The sequence below is a fragment of the Myroides odoratimimus genome (genome assembly GCF_004337635.1).
Lineage (GTDB): Bacteria > Bacteroidota > Bacteroidia > Flavobacteriales > Flavobacteriaceae > Flavobacterium > Flavobacterium odoratimimum.
Genome location: NZ_CP037427.1, coordinates 1,834,721 through 1,857,015, shown reverse-complemented (window position 1 = coordinate 1,857,015; position 22,295 = coordinate 1,834,721). Strand labels below are relative to the sequence as shown.

General features: G+C 34.7%; 20 protein-coding genes. 7 read left to right on the top strand and 13 right to left on the bottom strand.

All coding sequences use genetic code 11. The annotated features are described in order from the left end of the window. Positions 1–74 precede the first annotated feature (74 nt). Together rsgA and E0Z07_RS08525 are read right to left on the bottom strand one after the other, a co-directional pair. A complete protein-coding gene (gene rsgA / locus E0Z07_RS08530) occupies positions 75–1,040 on the bottom strand; it encodes a ribosome small subunit-dependent GTPase A (protein ID WP_006257232.1) in 966 nt (321 codons plus the stop codon). Positions 1,041–1,186: 146 nt separating this feature from the next. Further along, positions 1,187–2,266: a chorismate mutase gene (locus E0Z07_RS08525; protein WP_006257233.1), complete on the bottom strand. Its 1,080-nt coding sequence runs from the start codon at positions 2,264–2,266 to the stop codon at positions 1,187–1,189. 181 nt (positions 2,267–2,447) lie between these two features. On the opposite strand from E0Z07_RS08525, the gene E0Z07_RS08520 reads away from it, so the two are divergent. Genes E0Z07_RS08520 through gldA form a run of 3 tightly spaced genes read left to right on the top strand, consistent with a single transcriptional unit; the run spans position 2,448 to position 4,617 of the window. Beyond that, positions 2,448–3,290 carry a sulfite exporter TauE/SafE family protein gene (locus E0Z07_RS08520; protein ID WP_006257234.1) on the top strand — a complete coding sequence of 281 codons (843 nt, stop codon included), beginning with the start codon at positions 2,448–2,450 and terminating at the stop codon, positions 3,288–3,290. 4 nt (positions 3,291–3,294) lie between these two features. Then, positions 3,295–3,684: a DUF1634 domain-containing protein gene (locus tag E0Z07_RS08515; protein WP_006257235.1), complete on the top strand. Its 390-nt coding sequence runs from the start codon at positions 3,295–3,297 to the stop codon at positions 3,682–3,684. Positions 3,685–3,720: 36 nt separating this feature from the next. Beyond that, entirely contained in the window at positions 3,721–4,617 is an 897-nt protein-coding gene (gene gldA, locus E0Z07_RS08510) for a gliding motility-associated ABC transporter ATP-binding subunit GldA (protein ID WP_006257236.1), read from the top strand. Between the two features lie 150 nt (positions 4,618–4,767). Here the strand turns inward: gldA and E0Z07_RS08505 are convergent, their stop codons facing one another. After that, entirely contained in the window at positions 4,768–6,159 is a 1,392-nt protein-coding gene (locus tag E0Z07_RS08505; RefSeq protein WP_016650211.1) for a RagB/SusD family nutrient uptake outer membrane protein, read from the bottom strand. A gap of 12 nt (positions 6,160–6,171) precedes the next feature. Then, positions 6,172–9,288 (bottom strand): SusC/RagA family TonB-linked outer membrane protein, encoded by a 3,117-nt coding sequence (locus E0Z07_RS08500; protein WP_059051046.1) that lies wholly within the window; start codon positions 9,286–9,288, stop codon positions 6,172–6,174. Positions 9,289–9,702: 414 nt separating this feature from the next. On the opposite strand from E0Z07_RS08500, the gene E0Z07_RS08495 reads away from it, so the two are divergent. Then, positions 9,703–10,164 carry an Lrp/AsnC family transcriptional regulator gene (locus E0Z07_RS08495; protein WP_006260563.1) on the top strand — a complete coding sequence of 154 codons (462 nt, stop codon included), beginning with the start codon at positions 9,703–9,705 and terminating at the stop codon, positions 10,162–10,164. Between the two features lie 53 nt (positions 10,165–10,217). On the opposite strand, the gene E0Z07_RS08490 is transcribed toward E0Z07_RS08495, so the two are convergent. From E0Z07_RS08490 to E0Z07_RS08450, 9 genes are all read right to left on the bottom strand, one after another. Next, on the bottom strand, positions 10,218–10,832 hold the full coding sequence (locus E0Z07_RS08490; RefSeq protein ID WP_006257240.1) for a deoxynucleoside kinase: 615 nt from the start codon (positions 10,830–10,832) through the stop codon (positions 10,218–10,220). Continuing rightward, entirely contained in the window at positions 10,832–11,698 is an 867-nt protein-coding gene (locus E0Z07_RS08485; protein ID WP_006257241.1) for a hypothetical protein, read from the bottom strand. The genes E0Z07_RS08490 and E0Z07_RS08485 overlap by 1 nt, the downstream gene beginning before the upstream one ends. 12 nt (positions 11,699–11,710) lie before the next feature. Then, positions 11,711–12,196, bottom strand: coding sequence for a dihydrofolate reductase (locus E0Z07_RS08480; RefSeq protein WP_006257242.1), 486 nt, complete (start codon positions 12,194–12,196; stop codon positions 11,711–11,713). A 4-nt stretch (positions 12,197–12,200) separates the two neighbouring features. Then, positions 12,201–12,611, bottom strand: coding sequence for a 2TM domain-containing protein (locus E0Z07_RS08475; RefSeq protein ID WP_006257243.1), 411 nt, complete (start codon positions 12,609–12,611; stop codon positions 12,201–12,203). Positions 12,612–12,634: 23 nt separating this feature from the next. Then, complete coding sequence (locus E0Z07_RS08470; RefSeq protein WP_006257244.1) at positions 12,635–13,459, bottom strand: thymidylate synthase; 825 nt, start codon at positions 13,457–13,459, stop codon at positions 12,635–12,637. 24 nt (positions 13,460–13,483) lie between these two features. Then, positions 13,484–14,116 (bottom strand): bifunctional nuclease family protein, encoded by a 633-nt coding sequence (locus E0Z07_RS08465; protein ID WP_006257245.1) that lies wholly within the window; start codon positions 14,114–14,116, stop codon positions 13,484–13,486. 91 nt (positions 14,117–14,207) lie between these two features. Beyond that, a complete protein-coding gene (locus E0Z07_RS08460) occupies positions 14,208–15,176 on the bottom strand; it encodes an electron transfer flavoprotein subunit alpha/FixB family protein (RefSeq protein ID WP_006257246.1) in 969 nt (322 codons plus the stop codon). 36 nt (positions 15,177–15,212) lie between these two features. Then, positions 15,213–15,959 carry an electron transfer flavoprotein subunit beta/FixA family protein gene (locus E0Z07_RS08455; RefSeq protein WP_006257247.1) on the bottom strand — a complete coding sequence of 249 codons (747 nt, stop codon included), beginning with the start codon at positions 15,957–15,959 and terminating at the stop codon, positions 15,213–15,215. Between the two features lie 909 nt (positions 15,960–16,868). Continuing rightward, positions 16,869–17,705, bottom strand: a complete 837-nt coding sequence (locus tag E0Z07_RS08450; RefSeq protein ID WP_131540564.1) for an AraC family transcriptional regulator — start codon at positions 17,703–17,705, stop codon at positions 16,869–16,871. 162 nt (positions 17,706–17,867) lie between these two features. Between E0Z07_RS08450 and E0Z07_RS08445 the strand changes: the two genes are divergently transcribed. The 3 genes from E0Z07_RS08445 (at position 17,868) to E0Z07_RS08435 (ending at position 22,260) form a co-directional block, all read left to right on the top strand. Next, positions 17,868–18,413 carry a GNAT family N-acetyltransferase gene (locus E0Z07_RS08445; protein ID WP_006257249.1) on the top strand — a complete coding sequence of 182 codons (546 nt, stop codon included), beginning with the start codon at positions 17,868–17,870 and terminating at the stop codon, positions 18,411–18,413. A 306-nt stretch (positions 18,414–18,719) separates the two neighbouring features. After that, on the top strand, positions 18,720–19,697 hold the full coding sequence (locus E0Z07_RS08440) for a pyruvate dehydrogenase complex E1 component subunit beta (protein ID WP_006257250.1): 978 nt from the start codon (positions 18,720–18,722) through the stop codon (positions 19,695–19,697). Positions 19,698–19,770: 73 nt separating this feature from the next. Then, positions 19,771–22,260: a DUF5686 and carboxypeptidase-like regulatory domain-containing protein gene (locus tag E0Z07_RS08435; protein ID WP_131540563.1), complete on the top strand. Its 2,490-nt coding sequence runs from the start codon at positions 19,771–19,773 to the stop codon at positions 22,258–22,260. Positions 22,261–22,295: the final 35 nt, after the last annotated feature.

Below are 22,295 nucleotides of genomic sequence, written 5' to 3'. Positions count from 1 at the left end.
GTTATTAAATTATACCACGCAATATACGTTAAAAAAAACTTAATAAAATACAAAATAAAAACAAAAAACCAAGACTATTCGTCTTGGTTCTTTCCATCTTTATATATATCTGTTCGATAATGTTCTTCTTCTCCGTCTAGAATCTGAATATAAGTCTTATACCTAGACCAAGCTAATTCATCTCTATCCAATGCGTCCTTTACAGCACAGTATGGCTCCTCTCTATGCAAGCAATTATTAAACTTACACTGATCCTTTAAAGCAAAAAACTCAGGAAAATAGTCACCTACTTCTTGTGGTTCCATATCTACCACACCAAATCCTCTAACACCTGGAGTATCAATAATCTTAGCATCAAATGATAAGTCAAACATCTCTGCGAATGTCGTAGTATGCTGTCCTTGTTGATGTTGTTCTGAGATTTGAGCCGTCTTTAAGTGTAATCCTGGTTCTATAGCATTGATTAAAGTAGACTTCCCTACTCCAGAATGCCCTGTAAATGTAGATACCTTACCTACCATTCTTTCTTTAATAGCATCTATTCCTTTACCTGTGACAGCAGATACTCTTAAACATTCATAACCAATCTGAGAATAAATATACTGCATGTACAACTGCTCATCTAGAGCATCTTCAGAATAAGTATCTATTTTATTAAATACTAATACTGTCTTAATTCCATAAGCCTCAGCAGTCACCAAGAATCTGTCAATAAAACTTGTAGTCGTAACAGGATTATTTATGGTTACAATTAAGAATAGAGTATCAATGTTAGAAGCAAGAATATGTACTTGCTTAGATAAGTTTACAGACTTACGAACGACATAATTCTTACGAGGTTTTATATCATTAATAACCCCCGTAGTAACATCGTTTGTAGTTTCTAGTTCAAAGCGAACATGGTCACCTACAGCAATTGGATTAGTACTTTTAATACCTTTAATCCTAAACTTACCTTTAATTCGACAGTCATAAAATACGCCGTCTTCACCTTTCACTGAGTACCAACTGCCTGTTGATTTGTAAACTATACCATTCATATGGCAAATATACTTCAAAAAATATGTTCCTTAAACAGGATTAAAGACAATTCTTAGTTAACCTGATTCATTACTATACAATACTTTAAACAAAGAAAGGGCCTTTACATCTGTAAAAGCCCTTCTATAATTCACATTACCAACTACTATTTGTTGATAATTTTATCTTGTCTATGAATACTCTCTTGGTGAATAGCAGTATATATAGCAGTGATAAACTCTTCTGTAAATCCGATATGTTTACCTTCTTCTTGCATCTTTTCAAGAATTTTCAACCAACGATCTTGTTGGAATACAGCTACGTTTTTCTCTTTCTTCAATGTTCCGATAGCATCAGAGATAGCCATACGTTTTCTCAATAGATCAAGTAACTTACTATCCATATCATCGATTTGGATACGATGAGCTTGTATTTGTTGTAAGAACTCTTCAGTTTCATCCGTTACGTTTCTCACTTGTAATTTAGAAATAATATCTCCTAGTTGATCAGGTGTTACTTGTTGAGCAGCATCACTCCATGCATTATCAGGATCACAGTGTGTCTCTATCATTAATCCTTCATAGTTAAGATCTAATGCTTGCTGAGATACACCTAATATTTTATCTCTATTACCTGTAATATGTGATGGATCACAGAAAATAGGAATATTAGGTAAATGTAATTTTAGATCAATTGGGATTTGCCACTCAGGGATATTGCGATACTTCGTTTTCTCATAAGTACTAAACCCTCTGTGAATAACTCCTAATTTAGTAATACCTGCTTCTGCAAGTCTCTCTACTCCACCCATCCATAAAGATAAGTCCGGATTCACTGGATTCTTTAACAAAACAACTTTGTCAGTACCTCTAAGTACATCTGCAATTTCTTGAACAGCAAAAGGATTTACGGCAGTACGTGCCCCAATCCATAAGATGTCAATATCGTGCTCTAAGCACAATTGTACGTGTTCTGCGGTTGCAACCTCAGTAGCTAATAACATTCCTGTCTCAGCTTTAACTTGTTGTAACCATTTCAATCCAATGGCACCTACTCCTTCAAATCCACCTGGACGAGTACGAGGTTTCCAAATCCCAGCGCGATAGACTTTAACCTCTTTTGGCAGTGACTTAGCGATTCTCATGACTTGCTCTGGCGTTTCCGCACTACAAGGACCTGCAATTATTGCAGGATTTTGTCCTTGGAATAAAGACAACCAATCCTTGTTAATGTTTAGTTTTTCCATTGGTTAATTATTAATTTGTATTTACATATAATGACGTTTTTACAACTTTGGTTTTGTACTTACCAAAACTGTCAAAAAAAGACTCTAATATATTATTTTAAATTATAAAGTTGGCCTTTTATTCGATATTTATTTGATAAATAATTACTTTTAACCACTTAAGAACAAAATAATATAAAAAATGACCTTATTAACTTTCACGCTGATCATGTTCTTAGGAGCATTTGCAGCAGGCTTCATAGGCTCTTTATCAGGACTAGGAGGCGGTATAATAATCATTCCTTTGTTATCTGTATTCTTAGGTGTTGATATGCATTATGCTATTGGAACTGCCTTAGTTGCTGTAATAGCGACTTCTTCAGGATCAGCTTCAGCCTATGTCAAAGAAGGAATTACCAATATGAGATTAGGAATGTTTCTAGAAATAGCAACTACTGCAGGTGCAGTTATAGGAGCTATCATCTCTACCAATGCAAATACTTCTGTTCTGGCAGTTATTTTTGGATTAACTCTTACTTTTTCCTCTATCAATTCTCTTCGAAAAAAAGAAGACCATTTAGTCACTCCAGAGAACTCTAGCAAACTTGCCCATAACTTAAAACTAGTAAGTTCATACCCTACCCCTAGTGGTACGACTGTAAAATATGGTATGAAGAATATTATTGGAGGGTTTAGCATGATGGGGATTGCAGGAATGATGTCTGGACTATTAGGAATTGGCTCAGGTGCCTTTAAAGTAATTGCTATGGACTCTATTATGAAGATTCCCTTTAAAGTATCTACTACGACAAGTAACTTTATGATGGGAGTAACAGCTATTGCTAGCTCTGTTATCTATATTCAAAAAGGATATATAGAACCCTCTATCTGCATGCCTGTAATAATAGGTGTATTAGTTGGGGCAATGGTAGGAGCCAAAGTACTTCTAAAAGCCAACCCTAAAAAACTAAAAGTATTCTTTGCTTTTCTAATCTTAGCTTTAGCGATTAATATGATTTATAACGGAGTAACAGGTAATATATAAGATTATGGGAACAACTAAATTTTCAGACACAGACTTACAATCTATAATTGGTAATGTACTGCGATATGGAGTATGGACTGCCCTATCTGTTGCTGGTATAGGAGGCATTATTCTTTTTTCTAATAAAGGAAGTGAACAAGTAAACTTCACTAATTTTATAGAAAAAGATGATAATATAATCAACGTGATAAACAATATTTTTTCAGGAGTAGCCCAGGTAGATGGAGAGTCTATTATCTTCTTGGGGATATTACTTTTATTTTTAACACCTGTGCTTAGAATATTTCTATCACTTTTATCGTTTTTCTTAGAGAAAGATTGGCTATATGTATTTATCACATTGATTGTAATAGGTATTATTGTATTCAGTGTTTCTTTCGGATTTTCACATTAAATATATACTTTTGTTACTATCATATAAATCAAAATAATGTCACTACAGGTTAAAAATATAAGCAAGTTTTATGGCGAACAGAAAGCCTTAGACAGTATTAGTTTCTCTATCCCAAAGGGTCAAATAGCTGGCTTTTTAGGCCCTAATGGGGCAGGTAAGTCTACACTAATGAAGATTCTAACGACATACATTCACAGTGATGAAGGTCAAGCTTATGTCAATGACTTTAACGTAGAGACAGAACAGCGAAATGTACAGCATTCTATAGGTTATTTACCAGAGCACAATCCGCTGTACTTAGAGATGTATGTGCGAGAGTATTTACAGTTCAACGCTGATATTTATAAAGTAGCTAAAAGTAGAATTGACGAAGTAATTAACCTAACAGGTCTAAGTCCTGAAGCGCATAAGCGAATAGGTGAATTATCGAAAGGATATAGACAGCGTGTAGGATTAGCCACTGCTCTTCTTCACGATCCAGAGGTACTTATCTTAGATGAACCTACCACAGGATTAGATCCTAATCAATTAGTAGAGATTAGAGAGTTAATTAAAAACATTGGTAAGGATAAAACGGTATTTCTCTCTACACATATTATGCAAGAAGTAGAAGCTATTTGTGACCGTGTGATTATTATCAAAAAAGGACAAATAGTAGCAGATCAAATGCTTTCATCTATGTTAGAGAATCAAAATGAACAGATAATAGCTGTTGAATTTGACTTTAAAATAGAGGTTCAGTTTATAGATAGAATCCCTAACCTTATCCGTGCAAATCATATTCATGACACACAGTGGGAATTAGTGTTCCCTATAGATAATGATTATAGACCTACTGTATATGACTTCGCTCAAGAGAATGGACTTAAAACACTATCCATGCAAGTAAAAAACAAAAATCTAGAAAGTCTCTTTAGAGAGATTACACAATAAGCAAAAACACCTCTTAGTAGAGGTGTTTTTTTTATACCTCAACCCACACAAAAAAAGAGGTTGTCACGAATGACAACCTCTTACGCTAACTAAAAACAACAACCAAATACCATTCTAAAATGGATACTTTTTTTAAAAATAAATATTCAATTAATTACGAGCATCTAACTCTTCTTGAGGAATGACTAACTGGAAGCGTTTATCCTGTGCAGGAAGAGATACTACAGTTCTGTGATTACCTGTACGAGTGATTCCTCTTAATAATCGCTTAGCATCGAACCACTCTACTCCGCATTCTCCATATAATTCTTTTCTTCTCTCTAATAAGATTACATCTAGTAACGCTGTACCAGTAGCACTTGTAGCTTTAGCTTTTGCATCTCTATTTAGACGAATAGCATCTAATATCTCTTTTGACTTTCTTTCATTGCCTAAATGATATTCTGCTTCAGCTTCTATTAATACCAATTCAGGATATCTGATAACTGGTAAATCAGCTTCGAATGTGAATTTAAACTTAGAAGTCACATACTCTTGCCAATCTCCTTTAGGCTTTTCGTAAAAATTACTAAACAAGTTTCGCACATCTGTTGGGCTAAAATATTTCACAAACTCATCATTGATAAACGTACCGTGATAAGCTACCGCTATATGATCCATCATAGCGTGTGGATGTGATTTATAATACACAGACTGATCAGCACTCTGAGGCAATGCCCATAACCACTCTGTCGCACTCATCGTATCAAAGCCTTTGTTGTAATCTTCTGCATTCAATACTTTTAGTATATTTCCTCCATAAGCTTCATTCGCATTCTTCTTAGCTAGATCCCATTTACCCATATATTGATATACTTGAGCTAAAAATGCTTGAGCTACTGATTTATTGATATACGATTTATTTATTCTACCTCCTCCTAGTCTAGACGAAGCTTCTTCTAAGTCAGTTACTATTCTAGTAAAGAACTCTTCCTTAGTAGAAAATGGATTAGGTATAGTAGTCGGCTCTGTATATATCGGCGGAAATGTTACGTTTTGATTAGATAAATAAGCATCTCCAAACTCTATTGCCAATTGAAAGTAATAATATCCTCTAAGAGCTAGAGCCTGACCTATTAACTCATCTTTATCTTCTTTACTAATCTTTGTACTCTCTTCTACTCCTTGAATAAAGTTATTTACTTGATCTATGATTCTATAAGGCAATCGCCATGAGAACTTAGATCTAGTCCCTGTACTTAAATACACCTGGTAGTCATAATCTGAGCCAAACCAAATCTGTTTTTGTATCAAATCTGCTCCTTTTACACTTCGAGCAAATAAAATACTATGTAATCCAGACGCTTCATCATTAATCAAAGTGCTTCTCTGTAATCTCAAAATTCCCGATAAGAATGAGGTCGCCCCCTCTTTACTCCCAAATACTACTTCTGGAGATATACTATCTTTTGGTTTTGGATCATCTAAGAAATCTGATGAACATCCTGTAACTGTGCTAATAAACAATACAGCTACGATACTTTTTATTATTGATTTTATCACGTATTTACTCTTTTAGAAATTAATATTTAATCCAACAGATAGGGTTGCAGATAGAGGCACACGATAGTTAGTCACCCCGTTAATTGCTTGCTCTGGATCGATACCTTTATGTGACTGGAAAGTCAATAAATTCTCTCCTTGCACATATACCCTTGCTTGTTTTAATTTAAACTTACCTAAACTTTCGATAGGTAAAGTATACCCAAGTGTTAATGCTTTTAATCTTAAATAATCATTCTTATACAGGAATCTAGTAGATGTTGCAGCAAAGTTATTTGTAGAGTTAATAAGTACTGGGATATCCGTAATATCACCCGGCTTTTGCCAACGATTAACTATATCAGGTGAACTTTGATATCCTATAGACATACCATTCATTAATCCCGAATAATCATTATCATAAATATAACCACCTAAACTAAAATTAAAGAATGCACTAAAATCAAAGTTTTTATAAGATAAAGCCGTATTAAATCCTCCTACTAGTTTTGGAAGAGCAGATTTATTATAGTAACGCGTTGCCTCGTTATAGTCCTTTGTAGTTTCTCTTCCTATCACTTGACCATCTGTATCTACTACATCCTTATACCACATTCCATATCCATCATTAGGATCTACACCAGCCCAATCTCTTAAATAGAAATCATAAAGAGAGCGACCTTCTGCCCATCTATTTAACCCACTGATAAAACTGTCTTGCGTCAGTGATTTAATCTTATTTCTATCAATAGAGAAATTAAGTGAAGTATCCCATTTCCAATCGCCAGAACGTATATTATGAGAAGTCAAGCTTACCTCTAGTCCATAGTTTTCTATTGTTCCAGCATTAGATAATATCTCTAAGTTACCAGTAGAAGGAGCTTGTGGAATAGCAAATAATAAATCTATAGAACGCTTTTTATAATAATCAACCGATCCTTCTATTCTATTGTTAAACAAACTAAAATCGATACCAGCATTGAATGAAGCTGTTTTCTCCCATGTCAAATATGGATCAGCTAAATCACCTAATACAACCCCAGGATTATCTAACTGATTATAACCTGTATCAAATAACCTTAAGTAAGGAAAATACTTCCCTGTGATATTATTATTTCCTAGCTCACCATAAGAAACTCTTAATTTTAATAAGTCAATAGTATTATTGTCTACTAAGAAATCTTCTGATGACACTATCCAAGATCCTCCTACTGAGTAGAAGTTTCCTTTTCGAACAGATTTATCAAAACGAGTACTTGCATCACGTCTAAACGATCCTTCTATAAAATACTTATTTGCATAGTCATAACTTACCCTACCTAAATAACTAGTCAATCTATCCTCTACATCGTATCCATTAATACCCTCTAATGAGGTACCACTCCCTATCTCTGTATTACCAGGTAAGAATCCTGTAGTAGAAGCATTAAAGAAATCTTTCTTAAACTTATAAGCCTCGTAGATACCATCTACTGCGATATGGTGTTCTCCTAATATCTTATCGTAGTGTAAGGCATTAATAAAGTTCAATGTCTCTGACGTATCCTTGAATCTAAGTACACGACCATTCACACTAGATGCCTGACCATACTGAGAGTTGTTGTACTCTTTATTGTCATAGTCATACTTTTCATAAGACAGATTAGTTCTGAAATATAACCCCTCAGCCAAATCTAACTTAGCAAAACCATTCCAACTCGTCGTAGATCGTCTAATTACAGTACTATTGTTTTGTAATATCCCTGCTGCATTCTCACCACTCATGATAGGGCGAACACTATTAATATCTTTACTAGAAGCATTACCATAATCATAGATCAGACTTCCTTGAGCATCATATACTACTTGTCCATTTAAGTCTCTTTTATATACAGGATATACACTAGGCATAGCATAGATCCATCCCATTGGGCTATAAAGGTTAGTACCACTCTGTACAGGGAAGTTTTGATTAGAAGCAGAGTACGCAGTATTAGCTCCTAATTGTAACCAGTCTGTCACTTGACTTTCTATATTAAGACGAACAGTCGTACGTTCAAAGTTAGAAGTCTTGATCATTCCATCTTGGTTTAAGTAGTTACCTGAAAGGAAATAAGTCGTACGATCACCTCCACCTGCTACATTAAAATTGTATTCATTTCTAAACGCTTGGTTTCTCTGCAATTCTTTTTTCCAGTCTGTCTCCCATAACAACGGATTCTTAACTGTCCAATTACCATTATAATCCACAGGTTGATCTGTTCCAAATGGATTATAACCAAAATAACTTACTAACCCATCTGAAGCCGTTCTACGTGCTGTCTCTTCATCTTGGCCTAGCACATACTGATAGTTATTCTTTCTGGCTTCCCACAGATACTGTGTATACCCACGAGTATCTAATACCTTGTGTGTTTTCACAGCATCGAATGCTACTCCAGAACTCAACTTGATATTCACGTCTGGTTGGCTATTTAGCTTACCCATTTTTGTTTTAATCAGGATTACACCATTAGCTCCACGAGAACCGTATAAGGCTGTAGAGGACGCATCTTTCAGCACGTTGATACTTTCTATCTGATCTGCACTTATCGAGCTAATATAGCCTGAATACGGAGCTCCATCTAATATAATTAATGGATCTGCTGATGCATTGATAGAACCGATACCACGAATGCGTATTGTAGGGCTCTCTCCAGGTTGAGAGTTAGAGTTTATGATATTCACTCCAGCTACTGTTCCTTGTAGTGCAGACACTACAGAAGTAGACACTTGCTTATCTAGAGCATCGCTCTTAATCTGACTAATCGCACCTACTACAGCTTTTTGTTTTTGAGCACCATAAGCCACGATTACGATATCGTCTAAGCCTATTACATCCTCTGCTAAGCTAATATTCACTACACGCTGCTTAGTCACGGTGATAGACTGAGGTTTAAAACCTACATATTCGAACTGAAGCACATCACCTTCATTTACATCGATAGCATACTTACCATCTAAGTCTGTTTGTACTCCTTTAGTTGAATTCTTTACGATAACTGAGACTCCAGGTAGAGAGACCCCCCCCTGTTCACTTACCACACCTGTCACAGTTACTTGTTGTGCTAAAGCCACATTACACAGCAGTAGCAAGCTACTTATTAGTAGCCGAAGTTTAATACTTTTCATTTATACTAAAAATTTTATTATTTTTAGCAGCACACACATTACCTATCGTTTTTTTGCTGCTTAAAAAAACGATACAAAAAAAGGAGGCTCTACCAAAGCCTCCTTTTCTGTTATTAAAACAAAAAATCAATAAAGCTTTTCTTCACATAAGGGTACACACATCTTCTCCATACACATAGAGAAGTTTTTAGCAAGAACAGGTGTACTGCATGATTTCGAAATAGGTTTTACTATTTTTTGTATAATCTTCATTTACTTATTTTTTATCTGATATAACAGTGCAAAGATATACACATAAATATTTTTTCTACAACACAACCATAATTAAGGAAAAAACATCTATAATCAATATCTTTCAAAGAAAAAACCATTACTTTTACATATCCTAAACTTCACTAAACAGAAAAATTAACTATGCAACACATAGACGAAATTGATAAAAGACTACTTATCGAACTTCAATTAGACGGAAAACAATCGACAAAACAACTAGCAGAGAAAGTGAACTTATCACTTACACCAGTACACGAACGAATAAAGAAGCTTGAAGCAACAGGTATTATTCAAGGGTACACTGCCCAACTTAACCCCGATTTATTAGGAAAAAAACTAATCGTATACTGTCAAGTCATACTGATCAGACATCAAGAAAGTCTATTCGAAGAATTTGAGAAATATGTAAAGGGCTTAGACGAAGTATTAGAAGCTTCTTATATAGCAGGGGACTATGACTTCTTTTTAAAGTTATTAGTTGACGACGTACAAGCCTATCAACAATTCGTAGTACACAAAATCTCTAAACTAGAGATTATATCTAATATCAAAAGTTCTTTTGTAATTCAGACGATCAAAAAGACTTCTAATATACCTTTATAAAAAAAGCCCTGAAATCAAATGATATCAGGGCTTTCCTTTATTCTATATTAACTCTAAAATAGACCGTTTATTTCAGCATCTATTTTATTAATTACGTTTCCTAAATCTTCTGGGTTTTCTACGAAATCCAAATTATCTACATCGATAATTAGTAACTTCCCTTTGTCATACCCTTTAATCCACTCTTCATATCGTTCATTTAATTTGTTTAAATACTCGATAGAAATAGAGTTTTCATAATCTCTTCCTCTCTTTTGGATTTGCCCTACTAGATTAGGTACAGAGCTTCTTAAATAGATTAATAAATCTGGAGCCCCTACCAACTCTTGCATCAATTCGAATAAAGAAGAGTAGTTCTGAAAATCACGATTAGACATTAAGCCCATTGCGTGTAAGTTCGGCGCGAAGATATGTGCATCTTCATATATTGTACGATCCTGGATAATCGTCTTACCACTTTGTCTAATTTGTAAAACTTGACGAAAACGGCTATTTAAAAAATACACTTGTAAGTTAAAAGACCATCTGTCCATCTGGTGGTAGAAGTCATCTAGATAAGGATTATCTACTACATCCTCATAATGAGGTTCCCACCCATAGTGTTTGGCTAATAAATTTGTAAGCGTAGTCTTTCCTGCGCCTATATTTCCAGCAATAGCTATATGCATTACGGTAATTTTATAAAGTAATTATTTAATTTCTGTCCGTCAAAAATACTCAATTTTTGATTGCCATAAAAGAAGCCTGAAATGCTTTTTTCTTTTGTATCTAGAACAGAAGTCTTATTCGCTTTTAAATCAACAAAGTATAATTTATCTTTATAAGAATAAAGTAATTTATCTACCTCTAATATTTGCATTAAATCGTATTCCGATTCTAGATTATACGTAACAATCTCTTTACCGACTAGGTCATTTCCATGTAATACGTTCTCTTCATCTACCCAAAAGAACAGATGAGGCAGTGTCAAATATTGTTTAATCTTAACTCCCTCTGGAAAAGTAAATACACGGTGTAGCTCATAAGTAACGCTGTTATATAAATTCACTGATCTGTTGCGCTCATTCACTAACCAATAATTACGCTTCGTACTCACCCCTGCAAAACTAGTCTCCATAGTCGGAAACTTAACTCCTAGTTCGATGACATTGCGTTCTGCTAACTCTCTATTGACTAATACAAAAGCCTTCTTTTCTTTATAGAAAAGCATTAGCTCTAGAGGATTAGTAATATCGATTAAGGTAAGAGAGTCAAAATTCTTACTCTTATAAGAAGTACCACTATATTTTGTGTTTTTTCTAAAAACATCTCCTTCTTTTAGATAAGTACTTTCATAGATATCTTTACCTAAGAACTGCTGATCCTTACCTACATTTTCATTATTCTGAAACTTTAGTCGTAAGGTATCCTTAATGACGATTGGCTCATCCTTCACTACAGTTTCTTTTTTTTGATCTATTGTTTTAGAAGGTTCTTGAGCATATCCCAAAAATCCAACTAGAGCAACAATTAAACAAGAAAATATCTTTTTCATAACTTACTTTTTTTAGCTTTTCATATATGTCAAAAAGGTAAACGGATACTGATGTCTTGCATCTTTATCATGAAACTCCTCTCTGACTAACTTCCACTCTTTAGGATCTATAACAGGAAAGAAAGCATCTGCCTCTAATACTGTATGTACACGAGTTAATTCTATCTTATCTGCAAAAGGAAGTGCTAGATTATAGATTTCCCCTCCACCTATAATAAAACTTTCTTCTTGCTCTGTTACTAAATCTAAAGCCTTTTCTAAACTATTCACTACGATACATGCCGCAGGAGCATCATAGTCCTCCTGACGGGTAATGATGATATGCGTACGGTTAGGCAAAGGTTTTGGAAATGACTCAAAAGTCTTTCTTCCCATTATAATAAAATGGTGAGACGTTAAGTCCTTAAAGTGTTTAAAGTCATCTGGCAAATGCCATAACAAATCATTGTCTTTACCTAAAGCATTATTCTCTGCAGCTGCAGCGATCAGTGTCAGCATATATTTATTTTTTATCTAATTCTGGTGAGCTAGTAGGAGTTGGTTGTTGGATTTGCTCTAAATCTCTCTGTGTATCTACTAATGGAAAATCCTTCTCTACTTTTGCTCTTAATTCTTTGATTCGTTGTTCTTGTAGCTCTACTAAACGTCTTACTTGCTTATCCTCCCATCGCTTACCCATAAAACGATCTACGATTAATACATTCACAGCGTGTAAGAATACTAACAATGCCCATATCCCGATAGCATACGGCCACCAAATCGTAACTGTAGTCTGATCCTGAACTAAGCCGTTAAAACAAAACATGGCAATACTTCCTAAAACAAATACTACAAAGTGAAAGAATAACATCTTTCTTTGTTTTAATCGTTTGCGTGCATATTCATACATTTCGTAAGATTCATCTCTTTTCATAAGCTATATTTTTATTATTCTGTTTATACAGACACCTGTCCTTTTATAGCAGGATGAGGATCATACCCCTCAAGTGTAAAATCTTCGTATTTAAAACTAAATATATCTTTCACCTCTTTGTTTATCACCATACGAGGCAACGGTTTTGGTTCTCTACTTAACTGTAACGTTACCTGTTCGATATGGTTATTATAGATATGTACATCTCCGAATGTATGGATAAAATCACCTACTTCTAGATCACATACCTGAGCGACCATCATCGTTAATAAAGCATAAGAAGCAATATTAAAAGGCACCCCTAAGAATACATCTGCACTGCGCTGATATAACTGACATGACAGTTTACCATCTGCTACATAGAACTGAAAGAATGAATGACATGGAGGTAATGCCGCCTTACCATTAGCTACATTCTCTGCAAAAGAAACAGAAGTATCAGGCATCACACTAGGATTCCATGCAGACACCATTATACGTCTACTATTAGGGTTGTTCTTCAGTGTATCTATCACCTCTTTTATCTGGTCTATCCCTTCTCCATTCCAGTTTCTCCATTGATATCCATACACAGGTCCTAGATCACCGTTCTCATCAGCCCACTCATCCCATATACGCACTCCATTCTCACTAAGATACTTAATATTCGTATCTCCGTTTAAGAACCACAACAACTCATATACGATAGACTTTAAATGTACTTTCTTAGTTGTAACCAAAGGAAATCCTTCTGATAAATCAAATCGCATCTGATGACCGAATATACTCTTAGTTCCTGTCCCTGTACGATCTCCTTTTTGTGTTCCGTTATCTAGTACTTGCTGTACTAAGTCTAAGTATTGTTTCATTGTTGTGTTGTCTATATAGGTTTATTATCTTTTATTTAATTCATCTCTTAGCAAGGCTGCTCTTTCGTAATCTTCATTTACAAGAGCATCATCTAGCATTTTTTCTAAATCAGATTTAGTATAACTAGAATAATCATTAGCCTTCGCCTCCTCTTCTAAAAACTGCTCTACTTGAGAAGCAATATCTTCTCCAGAATAAGGAACCTTTTGTTCTTCTACCTCCTCTTCTTCTTGTTCTTCCTCAGCATTAAGAATAATACCAGCTCTATCTAAGATATCTTTATAAGTATAAATAGGAGCATAAAAGCGTATCGCTAATGCTATCGCATCTGAAGTACGTGCATCTATCGTCTCCTCTATACCATCTCTTACACAAACTAAGCTAGAATAAAAAACTCCATCTAATAGTCTGTTAATAATAACTTCTTTGACTATGATACTGTATCGATCTGCTAAGGTCTTAAACAGATCATGAGTCAGAGGTCTAGGTGGTTTAATATCATCCTCTATCGCTATCGCAATAGACTGAGCCTCAAAGGCTCCTATTACGATAGGTAATTTTCTACTTCCTACCTCTTCTTCTAGTATAAGTGCATATGCACCATTCTGTGTATGACTATAAGAGATCCCACTTACCGTTAATTTTATTAAACTCATAATTATTTTTTATACAAAAAAAGCAACTAAAACAAAGATATAAATATTCTTCGTCTTAGTTGCCTTATATATTTAAAAGCTTATAAAATGCTTATGCATTCTTAGCCTTAAACTCTTTTAATTTCTCTACTAATTGAGGTACTACTTGGAATGCATCTCCTACGATACCATAGTCAGCTACTTTAAAGAATGGTGCTTCCGCATCTGTATTAATAGCTACTTTTACTTTAGAAGAGTTCACCCCTGCGATATGTTGGATAGCTCCAGAGATACCTACAGCGATATATAAGTTCGCAGCTACAGGCTTACCTGTTTGTCCTACGTGCTCTTCATGCGATCTCCACCCTAAGTCAGATACAGGCTTAGAACAAGCTAATGCTCCACCTAATACTTCTGCTAAGTCTTCGATCATCTTCCAGTTCTCTGGTCCTTTTAATCCACGTCCTCCTGATACTACTACATCAGCATCAGCGATAGTTACTTTTCCAGATACTTTTTCTACTCCTTCTACTTTTAGGCTGAAGTCAGCATCGTTTAACGATGGTGCAAAATCCTCAGCTGCAGCAGCTCCAGAAGCCTCTACTAGTCCGTAAGAGTTCTTAGCTAATGCTAATACTTTTACATCTGTAGTTAATTCTGTATGTGTAAATGCTTTAGTAGAGAAAGAGTTTCTCTTCACTACGAAAGGAGAAGTACTCTCTGGCAAAGCTACCACGTTAGAAGCATATCCAGCGTTTAGAGCTACTGCTACATAAGGAGCAGCGTATAAACTGTCTGTTGTAGAAGATAATACTACTACTTTAGCTCCTTCTTTAGCAGCTGCTTGTTTGATTACATCTGCATAAGCTTTAGCATTAAAGTTAGCTAACTTATCGTTAGATACTTTTAATACTTTATCTACACCGTATTTTCCTAATTCGCTTACGTCTGAAGCATTGATCGTTACAGCTGTCACAGTTGTTCCTAATGACTCTGCTACTTTTTTAGCATAAGAAGCTAACTCTAATGCTACTTTTTTAAATTTTCCTTCTGCTGATTCAGCATATATTAAAACTGACATAATTCTTCTTTTTTAAAGGTTTACAAATAAATGAAATTAGATAACTTTTGCCTCGTTGTGTAACAAGTTGATTAACTCATCTAAGTTATCAGGTGAAATCATTTTACAAGCTGATTTTGGAGCTGGTTTTTCGAATTTCACATCTTTAGTAGTTTCTTCTGCTCCTACTGGTTCTACTACAGCTAAAGCCTTTGTTCTAGCTGACATAATACCACGCATATTAGGAATGCGCAAGTCTTTTTCATCTACGATACCTTTTTGTCCTCCGATTACTAATGGCAATTTTCCAGAGATAGTCTCTTTACCACCGTCTATCTGACGAATCGCTTTCACAGAAGTACCTTCTACTTCTAACCCCTCACATGAGTTAACGAAATCGTATCCTAAGAATGCAGCTAGCATTCCTGGTACCATTCCACCATTATAATCTAAAGATTCCTTACCAGCTAATACTAAGTCAAAACCTCCATTTTTTACTACTTCTGCTAATTGTTTTGCTACGAACATTCCGTCAGTAGGATTAGCATTCACACGGATAGCCTCATCTGCTCCGATAGCTAATGCTTTACGCAACGTAGCTTCAGTATCAGGTCCACCTACATTCACTACAGTAACTGTAGCTCCTTGTTTCTCTTTGAACCAGATAGCTCTAGTTAAAGAATACTCGTCATTAGGATTGATTACAAACTGTACTCCATTTGTATCAAATGTTGTATCTCCATTCGTGAAGTTAATTTTTGAAGTAGTATCAGGCACATGACTGATGCAAACTAATATTTTCATTTTTATATCGTTTTTTGTGTTTCACATTTACTTACCGAACGAAAATAAGAATTTATTTTTGATATTTTACTATGCGTGCATATAAAATTATCAGTCTTATTTAAATAGATTCTAATTAACAAACTTTTACCTCTACCCTTTTATAATGCTCCACACCCCTTAATTATATTGAAATACAAACTTTTTCTTTCCTATTTATGGTAAGGGTACTCCTGTCCTTATCCTATTATTTCTCTTTTAATAACAACTTTTTTAATAAAAGAATTAACACGAATTTGGTTAAATAATCTTTTAATCCCCTTACTTATACTCTTAGTCCCCGAACAGAATTACGTTATCGTCACAGACAAATTCAGATTTTAATCTATGTCTTTAGTACTAATATCACCTTCCTTATAATAGCTATCTAAGCAAAACTCTTTTCTTTTTAAGTAATTTACTAGTTCTCTCTACTTCTTCAACACCGCTACAACACTTCTTCAAGACTTCTTCAACAAACAACGTCTTAACTAGAGCAATCATGGAGAAGTCTTGACGAACTGTTGAAGAAGATAGCACAAAGCCTTATATATACTGGCTTGAAAGCTATTCAATACCCAACTACAAAAAAAGGACAACACACAACAGCATCTTAAAAATCAACCACTTAACCCTTAAAAATCATAAAATAAAAATAAAAAAGCAGACCTACTTTTTTCTTAAAACAACGTTTAAAGAAGGATTAAAGCTCTATTTAGGCTAAAAAACAATGTAAAAAGACAGCTTCTAGCATCATTATTAGTCCCAAAAAAGGACAAGAACAAAAAAAGTGTAGAGAAATTCGAACAACTATATATAGTACATAGCTAGGATAGCTACTGATTATTTAATCACAGATACTAATATTTCACCAACAAAAAAATAGTAAAGCTATCTTCTAAACTGCAGAGGATTTACCCCTGTCTCGCGCTTAAAGAAACGCCCCATATAAGAAGGGTCTTGAAAGTTTAACTGCTCAGCTATTTGGCTAATGTTTAAATCCGTATTGCGAAGGTAATCTTTAATCTCTAATACCACTTGACGATTAATAAGCTCTTTAGGGCTATAGTTCAAGAACTGCTGAGTGATCTGTGATAAATAATAAGGTGTAATACATAAAGTATCTGCATAGAACGCGACATCTCTATGCTGCTTAGCATGATGAGTGATCAGATCCCAGAACTTCCAGCATAGCTCCTCTTGTCTACTGTAGTGCTTCTCTATAATTAACTCATCATAGTTAACCTGTTCTGATAAATTTAAAAACAAAATCTGAAATTGGTTACACAGCATTCGCTTAGTGTGTATAGAAGTGTGCTCTATCATATAAAGAGATACAGAATGCCAGTGATTATAAATCCTAATATTCTCTTCACTAAAATATTGCACTGGGAAATAATGTAGGTAACTAAACAATTCGTTTGGTAATACATAAGCAATCTCACTAGCGAAATCGCGCTGAATCAAAAAACAATGCATCCTATAGTCCTCTGACATCTCTCTGAAGGTGACTATATTATCTTCTCCTACGATAATAAAGTTACCCTTACTCAGTATATACTCTTTAAAATCAACACTGATGAGTGCCCTTCCAACTTCTACAAAAAAGAACGATAAATAAGGGGTAGCTACAGGATAATCAAACTGATTCTCTTTCGTACAAATGCCATAATCCACCCCAAAACTAAGAGTGATACGCTCCTTTAAATCTATCAAAACACTTTTCATAAATACAGAATAAAATCAAAGCACCATACAAATAAACAAAAATAATTTCTAAAATTACATTTTTATCTAAAATAATCATACAGCCAGATTCTAAGCACACCCCTACTTTTGCATCAGAATAATAACAAGTACTTTCAACAAGAGTACAAAAATGAAAAGAAGATGAGACTAGAAACAGAAAGATTGATTTTGCGCCCTTGGGAAGAGTCAGATGCAGAGAGTTTATACTTATACGCAAAAGACGAACAAGTAGGTCCAGCAGCAGGTTGGCCAGCCCATAAAAGTGTAGAAGAAAGTAAAGCAGTAATCAACAACGAATTTGCACACCCAGAGATATACGCCGTAGCTCTAAAAGACACTAATGAAGCGATAGGATGTATTGGTTTATTAATCGGAAAAAACAGCAACTTTGACATTTCTGAAAACGAAGCAGAAGTAGCCTACTGGATAGGTGTACCACACTGGGGCAAAGGCTATATCCCAGAGGCACTTGAGCGATTAATCAAACACGCATTCGTAGACCTTAAGATGGTAGACCTCTGGTGTGGATTCTACGAAGAAAACACAAAATCACTACGTGCACAATCTAAGTGTGGATTTACATTCGCTTATAAATCAAAAAACAGATACGACAAATACTTTAAAGACGACCGTATCGAAGTAATCACCAGACTTAAATATGAAGATTGGTTACAATCACAGCAATAACACTTCACCCTTCTATCTCTATAGGAGGGTTTCTTTTGATTGGGCACATAGAGATGGCGTAACACCATGAGTTAAGAAATCTCAACGATACAACGATAAACTATAAAAGCTAAAATACTACAACACCTTCAACTAAAGGCGTATAATATTAAAGAATTGTAAATCAGAAATAAAGTAGGTTATAAAAAATATAATAAAAGAGGACGCATAAGATTAAAACCTATAAAACAATAAAACAGATACTCAAGATAAAGATATTTTTTCCTATTTTTGCTTTCGTAAATTAATTACACAAAATAGAAAATTATGAGAACGATTCAATTTAGAGAGGCCGTGTGTGAAGCGATGAGCGAAGAAATGCGTCGCGACGAATCAATATATTTAATAGGTGAAGAAGTAGCTGAATATAACGGTGCTTATAAAGCTTCTAAAGGTATGTTGGACGAATTCGGTCCAAAACGTGTTATCGATGCTCCGATTGCAGAGTTAGGATTTGCTGGTATTGCAGTTGGATCTGCAATGAATGGTAACCGTCCTATCGTTGAGTTTATGACTTTCAACTTCTCTTTAGTAGGAATCGACCAAATTATAAACAATGCTGCTAAGATGCGTCAGATGTCTGGTGGTCAATTTAATATTCCTATCGTATTCCGTGGACCTACTGCATCTGCAGGACAATTAGGTGCAACTCACTCACAAGCTTTTGAAAACTGGTATGCTAATGTACCTGGATTAAAAGTAGTAGTACCATCTAACGTATATGACTGTAAAGGATTATTAAAAGCGGCTATCCGTGATAATGACCCTGTTATCTTCATGGAATCTGAGCAAATGTATGGTGATAAAGGTGAAGTGCCAGAAGGAGAATACACTATCCCATTAGGAGTAGCTGATATTAAGAGAGAAGGTACTGATGTAACTATCGTTTCTTTTGGTAAAATCATCAAAGAAGCTTATAAAGCTGCTGATGAACTAGCTCAAGAAGGTATCTCTTGTGAAATTATTGACTTGCGTACTGTACGTCCATTAGATCAAGAGGCTATTCTTAAATCTGTAAAGAAAACAAATCGTCTAGTAATTCTAGAGGAGGCTTGGCCATTTGGAAGTATTTCTTCTGAAATTACTTATATGGTACAAGAGCAAGCATTCGATCATTTAGACGCTCCTATCCAAAGAATCACGACTGCTGATACACCAGCACCATATTCTCCAGTATTACTACAAGAGTGGCTACCTAACGCTAACGATGTAGTGAAAGCTGTAAAAAAAGTACTTTACAAGTAAAAAAAATAACGTATATTTGATAGACTCCATCTTATGCTAAGATGGAGTCTTTTTTTATGAATACTACTTTACTATGAAAAATAAAGTTAAGTTTCTATTATTATTTCTACTCGTTTCAGCATTTAGTTGGGGACAAACCAAAGTAAGTGGGAAAATAATTGACGAAAACAACTTAGAGGTGCCATTTGCTAGCGTTTACTTTAAAAACTCTACTGATGGGGTAATTGCTAATGAATCTGGTAAGTTCTACTTAGAGTCTACCAAGACCTATACTACCCTAGTGGTATCTTTCGTGGGTTATAAAACACTTGAAATTCCGTTAGAGGGAAAAACAAATCTAGATCTAAAAGTCGTTCTACAAGATGACAACACCTTAGATGAAGTTAAAATCTATGCTGGTAAAACTTCTAAGAAGAATAACCCTGCCTTAGATATTCTACGTAAAATATGGGAGCGTAAACGCAAGAATGGTTTATATATGTTCTCTCAATACGAGTATGATAAATACGAAAAAGTAGAGTTTGACTTAAACAGTATAGATAGCGCATACCAGAAGAAAAAACTATTCAGAGGTATGGAGTTCATCTTCGAACAAGTAGACACCAACCGCATTACAGGGAAGACATACCTACCTATTTTTATCAATGAAAATATAGGTCAGGTATATGGTGATAATAGAAACGGTAAGAAAATCGAAAAAACCTTAGGAAACAAAAACTCAGGTTTTGATACGAATCAACATATTATCGAATTCGTTAAAGACCTATACGCTGAGTATAATATCTACAACAATTATATCAAGATATTCGATAAAGACTTCGTCAGTCCACTATCTCGTACAGGTATTAATGTGTATAACTATGTACTAGCAGATAGTGCTTATATAGATGATAAATGGTGTTTTAATATCGTATACTACCCTAGACGTAAAGGAGAACTAACATTCAAAGGAGACTTCTGGGTGAACGACTCTACATTCGCAATCAAGAAAATTAATATGGAAGCGAGTAGAGATGCAAATATTAACTGGGTTAAAGAGATTTATATAGAGCAAGAATTCGATGTTCTAAATGATTCTGTATTCCTATTGACTAAAGATCACTTCATGTCTGACTTTGCCCTTTCTAAAAGAGAGAAGTCTAAAGGGGTCTATGGTAAGCGTACTTCTATCTATAAACATCACAAATTTGATATAGAGCATCCTGATGAATTCTATCAAAAGAATGTGAATGTATATGATGAAGGAATCTATAAAAGAGATGAAGACTTCTGGAAAAGTTATCGCTTTGAATCATTAAGTAAAGACGAACTAGGAATCTATAAAATGCTAGATACATTAAAAACAGTACCTAAGTTTAAGTTCCTATTTGATCTATCATCTACTATAGCGAGTAACTACTACAATATCGATAAGTATAAATTTGACTACGGACCTATCTTTTCTACTTTTGGATATAACGATATTGAAGGGTTGCGTTTGCGTGCTGGTGGAAGAACTTACTTTGGTCCGAATGACAGATGGAGATTAGAAGGATATGGTGCATACGGATTTAAAGATAATCAGTTTAAATATGGCGTAAGTGCTAAAGTACTATTGCACAACGATAGTAGATTAATCTTATTCGGAGGAAACCGTAGAGATATAGAGCAAATAGGTGTAAGTCTTACAGAGACAAATGATGTATTGGGAAGAAGTTTTGCTTCGAACTCTTTATTTGCGAGTGGAGATAATACGAAATTGACTAAAATTAATCTTTCTACAGTAGGTTTAGAAATAGAACCTGTCAAGAACTTAAAGTTTAGTACTTCGTTTAATTATAGAACACTAAGAGCGGCATCAGACTTATTTAACCTAGACTACTACGAGGATAAAGAGAATAATATCATCGCTAACGAAACAAAACAGTCTGAGTTTAACCTAACTGCCGAATATACACCTAAACGAAAAACAATAGGATACGGTGTAGATAGAACAGATGTAGATAAAAAATACCTACGTATGTTCTTAAAGTATACACAAGGGTTCAAAGGTGTAATAGATAGTGACTTCGAGTATAAAAAAGTTCAATTCTATGCTAGAAAACCTTTATTGTTAGGAGGCTTTGGTACATTGACACCTACATTCGAAGCAGGGAAGACATTCGGAGAAGTACCTCTAGGGTTATTAAGTGTTGTACCTGGTAACCAGTCGTGGTTTAATATCGAAAATACGTTTGCGAACTTAAACTACTACGAATTTGTTACTGATCAATATGCATCATTGCATTTAGAGCACAATTTTGGAGGTCGTTTATTCTCACGTATTCCATGGTTAAGAGATTTCAATTTACGTGAGATCGTAGGAGTTAGAGGAATATACGGAAAGGTTTCACAAGAGAACATAGATTTAAATGCATCAGGACTACAATACAAGGCACCTAGTGATGTGTATTATGAATATTATATAGGTGTAGGTAATATATTAAAAATCTTTAGACTTGATTTAAGTTGGAGAGGAAATTACCTAGATATGCCTGACGCTAGAAAGTTTGCTATTAGAGGATCTTTCGGAATTTATTTCTAATAATTAATCTAAAACTTGTTATAAACAAGTAATTA